Below are 8529 nucleotides of genomic sequence, written 5' to 3'. Positions count from 1 at the left end.
GCCGCCGCTGCGCCGGGCAGGCGCGGCCGCTCAGGCGCCGGCCAGCGCCGCCGCCAGCGTACGCGCCGCCGGCCCCAGCGGCTGGTCGATGCGGTGCGCCAGGTAGACCTCGGTGGTCACCTGGCTGCCGCGTCCCAGGCTGCCGGTGGGCAGGCGCAGCAGCCGGCCCTCGGCCAGGTCGCGCTCGACCAGCCACAGCGGCAGCCGGCCCCAGCCAAGGCCGGCCAGGATCAGCGCATGCTTGGTGTCCTGGCCGCTGACGCGGCAGGTCTGCGGCGACAGCACCGCGAAGTCGCGGCCGGCGCTGAGCGTGGACGGGTCGATCTGCACCACTTGCAGGTGATCGGCCAGATCGGGCGCCGTCAGCGGCGCGCCGTCGGCCACGCGCGCGGCCAGGGGATGGGCGGCGCCGACCACGGCCACCATCTGCACCGCCGCCAGCGCCTGCATGGCGATGCGCGGATGGCGGAAATGCTCGCCGGCAATAATGCCCAGTTGGTGGCTGCCATCGAGCAGCGCGGCGATCGGCCCGCCCAGCGGCAGCACTGCCACGCGCGTGGCGACCGATGGATAGGCCGCCCGCAGGCGGTTCAGCGCCGCGCCGACCTGCGCGATCGGATACAGCGTGTCCACCACCAGCGACAGTTCCAGCTCCACGCCTTCGCCCAATCCCTGGGCGCGGGCCCGCATGGCGTCGACCCGCAGCAGGATGTCGCGGGCATTGGCCAGCAGCGCCTGGCCCTGCGGCGTCATGACGGGGCGGTGGCCGCCGCGGTCGAACAGCTTCACGCCCAACTGCGTTTCCATGTTGGCAATCGCGTGGCTGACAGCCGACTGCACCCGCGCCAGCTGCTTGGCGGCGGCGCGGAAACTGCCGGTGTCGGCCACGGCGGCGAACACGCGCAGTTGATCCAGGGTGAGGGCATCTATCATCGTGCGTCCTGATCTATTTTCAAGATCGGTTTCATCAAAAGATTATCACTTATCAGAATCGGTTCCGGCCGGCATGCTGGCGGCATTGCAAGCGAGGAGAGGCAAGGATGGACAAGGTGGAAGGCGCGGCGCGTGCCGGTCAGCCGGCGGCGACGCGTTGGGCGGCGGTGCTGGCGATCGTGGGCGCCGGGGTGGTGGCGTCGTTGCAGGTGGGCAAGGTGATCATCGCGGCGCCCTTGCTGCGGCGCGACCTGGGGCTGGACCTGGCCTCGATCGGCACGTTGACGGCGGTGTTCTCGATCCTGGGGGTGCTGGGCGGCATCGCGGCGGGCGGCGTGATCGCGCGCTTCGGGGCGCGCCGCATGCTGCTGTGGGGGCTGGCGACGGTGGCCGCGGGCACGGCGGCGGGCGCGCTGGCGCCGGGCTATGGGGTGTTGCTGGCCTCGCGTGTGGTCGAGGGGCTGGGGTTCCTGCTGATCACGGTGGCGGGGCCGGCGGCCTTGCAGCGCCTGGTGCTGCCGTCCAGCCGCGACCTGGCGTTCGCGCTGTGGAGCTGCTACATGCCGGCGGGCATGGCGATCGCCATGTTGGCCTCGCAGGCCTTCGGTGACTGGCACGCCTACTGGTGGTGCGCCGGCGCGGCCGCCGCGGTCGCGCTGGGCGGCATCGCCGCGCTGGCGCCGCCCACGCCCGCCGGCGCCGGCCTGTCCTGGCGCGGGCTGCGGCAGGACACCTCCGATACGCTGGGCGCGGCCGGGCCGATGCTGCTGGCGGCCTCGTTCACGCTCTACAGCCTGATGTTCTTCGCGCTATTCACCTTCCTGCCGGTGCTGCTGATGGATAAGCTCGGCCTGCCGCTGGCCACGGCCGGGCTGTACAGCGCGGCGGCCAGCGCCGCCAACATCATCGGCAACCTGGGCGCCGGCGTGCTGCTGTCGCGCGGCTGGCGCCGGTCGACCCTGATCGCCTGCGCCAGCGTGGCCATGGGCGTGGTGGCGCTGCTGATCTTCCGCTCGGTGTTTCCGGCGATGCCGACCTTCCTGCTGTGCGTGCTGTTTTCGGCGGTGGGCGGTCTGATCCCGGCGACGCTGCTGGGCAGCGCGCCGCTTGTGGCGCCGCGGCCGGCGCTGACGGCGGCCACGGTGGGGCTGGTGATGATGGGCAGCAACCTGGGGCAGGTGATCGGCCCGGTGACCGTGGGCGGCGTGATCGACCGCTACGGCTGGGCGCAGGCCGCGCTGGTGGTGGCGGCCGCGGCGCTGGGCGGCGTGGCGATTGCGTGGCGGCTGCGGCGCTTGAACGGCGCCCGGTTGTAGCCGCCCGGGGCGGCGCTGCGATTGTCATGCGGACGGCCTATCATGGGGCATCGTCCCCGCTGGAGTCCTCATGTCTACGCCTGCCCCGCGCCTGGTCATCTTCGATTGCGATGGTGTCCTGATCGACAGCGAAATCATTGCCGCCCGCGCCCAGTCGTGCGCGCTGGCCGAACACGGCATCGCCATCACGCCGCAGGAAGCGGCGCGGCGCTTCGCCGGCATTCCGGATGCCGACATGTGGCAGACCTTGCAGGACGAGAATGCCCGCGCCTTGCCGGCGGACTTCCCGCGCCGCTATGCCGACCGCCTGCAGGACACCTTCCGCCAGGAACTGCGCGCCTTGCCCGGGGTGCGCGAGACCTTGGCGGCCTTGCGCCAGCGCGGCATGGACTATTGCGTGGCGTCCAGCAGCACGCCGCCCAAGCTGGAGGCGGCGCTCAAGCTGGTGGGGTTGTGGGAGGCGTTCGCGCCCAATGTATTCAGCACTGCCCAGGTGGCGCACGGCAAGCCGGCGCCGGACGTGTTCCTGTTCGCCGCGCGCCAGATGCGCACCGCGATCCTGGAATGCGTGGTGGTCGAGGACAGCGTGCCCGGCGTGCGCGCCGCCCGCGCCGCGCGGATGCGGGCGGTGGGCTACGTCGGCGCCTCGCACGCCGGGCCGGAGCAGCGCAAGCGCCTGTTGGACGAAGGCGCGTTCGAGGTCATCGACGATCTACGGCGCCTGCCCGAGATCATCTAGGCGGGCGGCAAGGCCGCCGATGTCTCGATCAGGGCCGGCGCGCCGGCGCCCGTCTGGCGGCCGGCGCCAGGCGGCTTTCGGTTTGCACGGACCCTAGGCCGGCACCGGTTCGGGCTTGACCCGCACCGCGCGCAGCACACCGATCATCAGCAGGGCGATGCCGGCCAGGGTCAGCGGCTGCGGCAGGCTGCCGCGCAGCATGAAGGCGTAGGCCAGCGCCGCCAGCGTTTCGAACACGATCAACTGTCCGGCCAGCGCGGTCGGCAGGCGCTGGCTGGCTTCGTTCCAGCACAGCGTGCCGAGCCACGAGGCGAACAGGCCGATGCTGATCATCAGCCCCAGGAACGCCTCGGGGCGCGGCCCCAGCGGCATGGCGAAATCGCTGCCGCTCAGGGCCATGCCGCCCCACAAGAGACCATAGCCGGCCAGCGCCAGCGGCAGCGTGGCCACGCCCTGGGCCGTGGCCCAGGTGCGCGGACTGCGGCCCGGATGGTTGCGCAGCCAGTCGGCGTTGCGCAGCGGATACCAGGTCCAGCAGACCACCGCGCCCAGCGCCAGCACGGCGCCGATCGCATAGCGCGACAGATCGGCGTCGGCCTCCTGGCGCAGCGCCTGCAACTCGACCTGGTTGACGCAGGCGATGCCCAGCGCGATCAGCGCCAGCGACGGCGCCAGCCGCTTCCACGGCAGGCGGCCGTCGCGGCGCGCGTTGCGCAAATTGGCGCTGACGGCGATCACCACCGGGAGCGTGCCGATGATCATGGTCGGCACCGGGCCGCCGGCGCGCTGGATGGCGCTGGCCAGGCACAGGTAGTACAGCAGGTTGCCAATGGCGGCCAGCTTCAGGGCCTCGATCCAGTCGGCGCGGCTGAGCTGGCGCAGGGCCTTGCGGTCGAGCCAGGCCAGGGGGATGGCGATCAGGCCGAAGGCCAGGTAGCGTCCCACCGATTGCAGGGCCGCGGGGTATTCCGGCAGCAGCAGCGGGCCGACGAACACCAGGCCCCACATCAGTCCGGCCGCCAGGGCGTACAGGGTTCCTGCCCACATAGAGATTCCGACTCGTATTCAACGGACGGCCAGTCTAGCCAGCGGGACGGCGGCCGGTCTTGTACCAGATTGCTGCGGCCCGGGGGCGGGCGCGCGGCTCAGGCCCGCACCTGCTTCTGGTAGCGCGCGGGCGTGACGCCGTAGCGGCGGCTGAAGGCGCGGGTCAGGTGGGCCTGGTCGGTCAGGCCGGCGGCCAGCGCGACCTGGGCTGGCGCCTGGCCAGCGGCCAGCAGCCGCTTGGCTTCGAACAGGCGCAGCGCCATCAGTGTCTGCTGCGGCGTGGCATGGGTGTGCGCCTGGAAGCTGCGCAGGAAATGGAACGGGCTGAGGCCGGCGACGGCGGCCAGTTCCTCCAGCGTCAGGCGCCGCGCCAGGTTGGCGCGCAGGTAGTCGATCACCGGCGCGAAGCGCGGCGCGCCTTCGGGCCGGGGCGGCCGCGGCACGCGGGCATGGCGGCGGAACTCGGTCAGCAGCGCGTGCAGGGCGCTGTCGAACGCCAGCGGCTCGCGCGCCTGCCACAGGGCGTCCAGCAGGGCGGTGACGCGCTGCGCGCCGGCGGCATCGTGGCCCACGGCGCAATCGAACCACCAACCGGCTTCGCCGGCCACCTGGGCGACAACATCCGCGTCGATATAGGCCATGCGGTAGCGCCAGCCGCCTTCTGTCTCGGCGCGGCCGGTGTGCAGTTCGTCGGGGTTCATCAGCACCACCGAGCCGGGCGGCGCCAGGTGGTCGGCGCCACGGTAGCGGAAGCGTTCCACCCCGGATTCGATGGCGCCCAGGCCGAAGGCCTCGTGGGTGTGCGGTTCGAAGGCGTGGCGGACGATGTGGGCGCGGTACAGCTCGATGCCGGGCCGGTGCGCCGGACGGCGGAATTCGGCGCGGTCGTTGGGATGGTCGAAGGCCTGCGGCACGCCCGCGAGCGGCGGCTCGGGGCGCGCCTCGGGGGCGGCAGGGACGCCGACGGCACGGGGCGGGGGGCAGACCATGGCGGAATTTAAGCACGTTCGGCGTCCGCCGGGGTCAGCGCACGCGCGGCAGTGGCGCTCAGTCCGTTGCCGGCAACCCCTGCGCCCGCGCCAGCAGCATCTCGCGCTCCCGGGCGTTGCGCGTCATGCCGGCGGCGCGTTCGAACTCCGCCCGCGCCTCGGCGTGACGGCCCAGTTTGGCCAGCAGGTCGCCGCGCACGCTCGGCAGCCAGTGGTAGTTGGCCAGCGCCGGATCGCGCGCCAGGTCGTCGGCCAGATCCAGTCCCGCCTGCGGGCCGAAAGCCATGCCCACGGCGACGGCGCGGTTCAGCGCCACCACCGGGGAGGGCATGGCCTGCGCCAGCGCGTCGTACAGCGCCACGATACGCGCCCAATCCGTGTCCTGCGGCCGCCGCGCGCGGGCGTGGCAGGCCGCCAGCCCCGCCTGCAGCGCATAGGGGCCGCTGGCCCCGCCCAGGCTTTCGGCGCGTTCCAGCGCGGCCAGGCCGCGGCGGATCAGCAGGGCGTCCCAGCGGCCGCGGTCCTGCTCCAGCAGCAGCACCGGCCGGCCCTGGGCATCGCTGCGGGCGTGCAGGCGCGAGGCCTGCAATTCCATCAGCGCCACCAGTCCATGCACCTCGCTGTCGGCGGGCGTCAGTTCGGCCAGGATGCGGCCCAGCCGCAGCGCTTCATCGCACAGCGCCGGCCGCATCCAGTCCTGGCCCGCGGTGGCGGAATAGCCCTCGTTGAAGATCAGGTAGATCACTTCCAGCACCGAGTCCAGCCGTTGGGCGCGTTCCTGCGGCCCGGGCACTTCGAACGGCACGCGCGCCGCCGACAGGCTGCGCTTGGCCCGCACGATGCGCTGGGCGATGGTGGACTCGGAAGCCAGAAAGGCGCGCGCGATTTCAGCGGTGGACAGCCCGCCCAGCAGGCGCAGCGTCAACGCCACGCGCGCCTCGGTCGAGAGCAGCGGATGGCAGGCGGTGAACACCAGCCGCAGCAGGTCGTCGCCGATGTCATCCTGGCGCGCGGCGTCCAGGGCCTCGACGAAATCGGGCTCGATGTCGGCCTGCAGCGCTTCCAGCTCATGGCCGATCTGCTCATGTTTGCGGCGATGGATGGCGTCCAGCCGCAGGCGGTCGCGGGCACGGTTTTTCGCGGTGGTCATGAGCCAGGCTCCCGGGTTGTCCGGCACGCCGCTGGCCGGCCAGCGCTCCAGCGCGGCCACCAGCGCATCCTGGGCCAGTTCCTCGGCCAGGCCGACATCGCGCACCAGGCGCGCAACGCCGGCGATGACGCTGGCGGCCTCGATGCGCCAGACGGCTTCGATGGCGCGGTGGGTGGCCGCCGATCCGGCTGGGGCGGTCATGCCTGCGGCGTCTGGCCGGGTTCCATGTAGAACACTTCCCAGATGTGGCCGTCCAGGTCATCGAAGCCGTGTCCGTACATGAATCCATGGTCCTGCGGCGGGCGTGGCGCCGTGCCGCCCGCGGCCTGGGCGCGGGCCACCAGGTCGTCGACTTCGGCGCGGCTCTCGCAGGACAGCGCGATCAGGGCTTCGGTGGCGCCCTTGGCATCGGCGATGGGCTTGTTCGTGAAGCCCTGGAAGAATTCCTTCACCAGCAGCATGACGTAGATGTTGTCGCCGACCACCATGCAGGCGCCCTGCTCATTGGTGAATTGCGGATTGAAGCGGAAACCCAGGCGCTTGAAGAAGGCCTGCGATTTCTGCATGTCGGCGATGGGGAGGTTGACGAAGATCTGTTTGTGCATGACGGGCCTCGCGGGGGGATTGTGGCGGGAAGGGGCGGTTCACTGGCCGGTGCCGGACAGTTCGCGGAAGCGGTCGATTTCCTGGCCGGGGCCGAAATCCTCCAGCTCGTACACCTGGCGCGCCTCGATGGCGCAGGGCCGGCCGGGGAAGGGGTCGGGAAAACGCAGCGTCCATTGCAGGGCTTCTTCGCGCGAGCGGACCTGGATCATGGTGTAGCCGGCGATCAGTTCCTTGGTGTCGGCAAAGGGGCCGTCGATCACCTGGCGCCGGCCCTGGTCGTCGTAATGCACCCGCCAGCCCTTGGACGACGGCTGCAGGCCGTTGGCGTCCAGCAGCACGCCGGCCTTGGCCAGGGCTTCGTGGTAGGTCGCCATGGCGTCCAGCAGGCTGGCCTCGGGCAGCATGCCGGCTTCGCTGTCGGCGTTGGCGCGGACGATGATCATGAATCGCATCGGGAATCTCCTGGTATCGATGGGCCCGGCCGCAAGGGGCGGCGGGGTCGGCACTGGCACGACGCATGTGGCATGCGCGAATCGACAGGAAAGCGGGTGGATCAGGGTAAGTACCTAGTGCGGTCCAGGCCGCGCGCCGCCCCGCTACCGCCCGTGGCGGTGATCCGGCGCTACATGAAACAGGGCCCCAGCTCGCGCACCTCGACCGTGGCCCAGCGCGCCGCCGGGCATTCGGCGGCCAGCGCCAGCGCCTGGTCGCGATCCTCGCAGTTGAGCAGGAAGAATCCGCCGATCATTTCCTTGGCCTCGGCGAAGGGGCCATCGACCAGCGTGCGCTGGCCGTCGCGCACGCGCAGCCGCACGCCGTCGGCATCTGACTTGAGGGATTCGGCGCGCGCCAGCAGGCCGCGCGCCTGCAGTCCTTCGGCGTAGCGCACCATCTGGGCGTAGACCTCGCGGCCTTCCTCGGGCGTGCGCTCGGCGCGCTGGCCGGGGGGCTCGACGATGAGAAGCATGTACGGCATGGGCGGTTCCTGGTGGCAAGGTCGGCGACAGCGCCGGCGCGCGCGTCACGCGCGGCCGGCAGCCGCCAGATTACGCTGTTTGCGGCGCGCCGGACAGGTTCGAGTCCGCCGCTAGGGAGGCGGGCGCTTCAGGACTTGCCGGCGGCGCCGGCCTTGGCCGTCGCGGCCTTGCCGGCGGCGGCGCTGGCCGGCGTGGCCGCCTCGCCCTTGGCCTCGCCCTTGGCCTCGCCCTTGGCCTCGCCCTTGGCCTCGGCCTGGGCCGGCTTGGCGGGCGCGGTGATGTCCATGATCAGTTCCACGCGCCGGTTGGCCGCGCGGCCCGCCGCGGTGTCGTTGGACTCGATCGGGCGCGTCTCGGCGTAGCCCACCGCGCGCAGGCGCTCGCCCGCCACCCCGTCGCGCACCAGTTCGCGCAGCACGCTGGTGGCGCGGCTGGTGGACAGCTCCCAGTTGGAGGCAAATTGCCGGGTCTGGATCGGCACCGGGTCGCTGTGGCCCTCGACCGAAACCTGGTAGTCGTTCTTGTTGAGGATCGTGGCCAGGCGTTTGATCACGTCCAGGCCCGAGGGGCTGAGCGTGGCCTGGCCCGACGGAAACAGCAGCTCGTTGCTGATGCGAAAGCTCACCGACTGCTCGTTGATGATGACGTCGACCGAGTTGCCCAGGTCGGCCAGTCCCAGGGATTCCTTGGAAGGCGCCTTCAGCGGCGGGGCGGCTGGTGCCACCACCTCGCCTTCGCCGGCCGGCGCGGCCGCGGCCGCGGGCGTGCCGGC

The 8529-nt window shown here is 71.9% G+C and carries 10 protein-coding genes; 2 read left to right on the top strand and 8 right to left on the bottom strand.

The features are described from left to right. Window positions 1–30 precede the first annotated feature (30 nt). Window positions 31–933: a LysR family transcriptional regulator gene (locus tag HV701_RS26265; protein ID WP_175135928.1), complete on the bottom strand. Its 903-nt coding sequence runs from the start codon at window positions 931–933 to the stop codon at window positions 31–33. A gap of 107 nt (window positions 934–1040) precedes the next feature. Between HV701_RS26265 and HV701_RS26260 the strand changes: the two genes are divergently transcribed. Further along, a complete protein-coding gene (locus HV701_RS26260; protein WP_175135927.1) occupies window positions 1041–2249 on the top strand; it encodes an MFS transporter in 1209 nt (402 codons plus the stop codon). Between the two features lie 70 nt (window positions 2250–2319). Next, entirely contained in the window at window positions 2320–2988 is a 669-nt protein-coding gene (locus HV701_RS26255) for an HAD family hydrolase (protein WP_175135926.1), read from the top strand. 93 nt (window positions 2989–3081) lie between these two features. Here HV701_RS26255 and HV701_RS26250 read toward each other — a convergent pair whose 3' ends face one another. The 7 genes from HV701_RS26250 to HV701_RS26220 all read right to left on the bottom strand — a co-directional run. Beyond that, entirely contained in the window at window positions 3082–4035 is a 954-nt protein-coding gene (locus HV701_RS26250) for a DMT family transporter (RefSeq protein WP_175135925.1), read from the bottom strand. A gap of 98 nt (window positions 4036–4133) precedes the next feature. Further along, window positions 4134–5024, bottom strand: a complete 891-nt coding sequence (locus HV701_RS26245; RefSeq protein WP_272909325.1) for an AraC family transcriptional regulator — start codon at window positions 5022–5024, stop codon at window positions 4134–4136. A 58-nt stretch (window positions 5025–5082) separates the two neighbouring features. Continuing rightward, window positions 5083–6375 carry an RNA polymerase sigma factor gene (locus HV701_RS26240; RefSeq protein ID WP_175135924.1) on the bottom strand — a complete coding sequence of 431 codons (1293 nt, stop codon included), beginning with the start codon at window positions 6373–6375 and terminating at the stop codon, window positions 5083–5085. Next, window positions 6372–6779 carry a VOC family protein gene (locus tag HV701_RS26235; RefSeq protein ID WP_175135923.1) on the bottom strand — a complete coding sequence of 136 codons (408 nt, stop codon included), beginning with the start codon at window positions 6777–6779 and terminating at the stop codon, window positions 6372–6374. The genes HV701_RS26240 and HV701_RS26235 overlap by 4 nt, the downstream gene beginning before the upstream one ends. 39 nt (window positions 6780–6818) lie before the next feature. Next, window positions 6819–7232 carry a YciI family protein gene (locus tag HV701_RS26230; RefSeq protein ID WP_175135922.1) on the bottom strand — a complete coding sequence of 138 codons (414 nt, stop codon included), beginning with the start codon at window positions 7230–7232 and terminating at the stop codon, window positions 6819–6821. A 170-nt stretch (window positions 7233–7402) separates the two neighbouring features. Continuing rightward, window positions 7403–7756: a YciI family protein gene (locus HV701_RS26225; RefSeq protein ID WP_175135921.1), complete on the bottom strand. Its 354-nt coding sequence runs from the start codon at window positions 7754–7756 to the stop codon at window positions 7403–7405. A gap of 128 nt (window positions 7757–7884) precedes the next feature. Continuing rightward, window positions 7885–8529: OmpA/MotB family protein (locus tag HV701_RS26220; protein WP_175135920.1), on the bottom strand; the 645-nt coding region annotated here is incomplete at its 5' end.

The sequence above is a fragment of the Achromobacter pulmonis genome, from assembly GCF_902859765.1.
GTDB classification, from domain to species: Bacteria; Pseudomonadota; Gammaproteobacteria; order Burkholderiales; family Burkholderiaceae_B; genus Achromobacter; species Achromobacter pulmonis.
Note: the sequence above shows the minus strand (reverse complement) of the source record. Positions and strands in the feature narration are given on the sequence as shown.

What these genes read in the sequence shown, in the direction of transcription:
- HV701_RS26240 (WP_175135924.1), bottom strand. Translation starts at nt 6,375, where the DNA reads ATGACCGCCCCAGCCGGATCGGCGGCCACCCACCGCGCCATCGAAGCC.
- HV701_RS26260 (WP_175135927.1), top strand. Translation starts at nt 1,041, where the DNA reads ATGGACAAGGTGGAAGGCGCGGCGCGTGCCGGTCAGCCGGCGGCGACG.
- HV701_RS26245 (WP_272909325.1), bottom strand. Translation starts at nt 5,024, where the DNA reads ATGGTCTGCCCCCCGCCCCGTGCCGTCGGCGTCCCTGCCGCCCCCGAG.
- HV701_RS26265 (WP_175135928.1), bottom strand. Translation starts at nt 933, where the DNA reads ATGATAGATGCCCTCACCCTGGATCAACTGCGCGTGTTCGCCGCCGTG.
- HV701_RS26250 (WP_175135925.1), bottom strand. Translation starts at nt 4,035, where the DNA reads ATGTGGGCAGGAACCCTGTACGCCCTGGCGGCCGGACTGATGTGGGGC.
- HV701_RS26225 (WP_175135921.1), bottom strand. Translation starts at nt 7,756, where the DNA reads ATGCCGTACATGCTTCTCATCGTCGAGCCCCCCGGCCAGCGCGCCGAG.
- HV701_RS26255 (WP_175135926.1), top strand. Translation starts at nt 2,320, where the DNA reads ATGTCTACGCCTGCCCCGCGCCTGGTCATCTTCGATTGCGATGGTGTC.
- HV701_RS26230 (WP_175135922.1), bottom strand. Translation starts at nt 7,232, where the DNA reads ATGCGATTCATGATCATCGTCCGCGCCAACGCCGACAGCGAAGCCGGC.
- HV701_RS26235 (WP_175135923.1), bottom strand. Translation starts at nt 6,779, where the DNA reads ATGCACAAACAGATCTTCGTCAACCTCCCCATCGCCGACATGCAGAAA.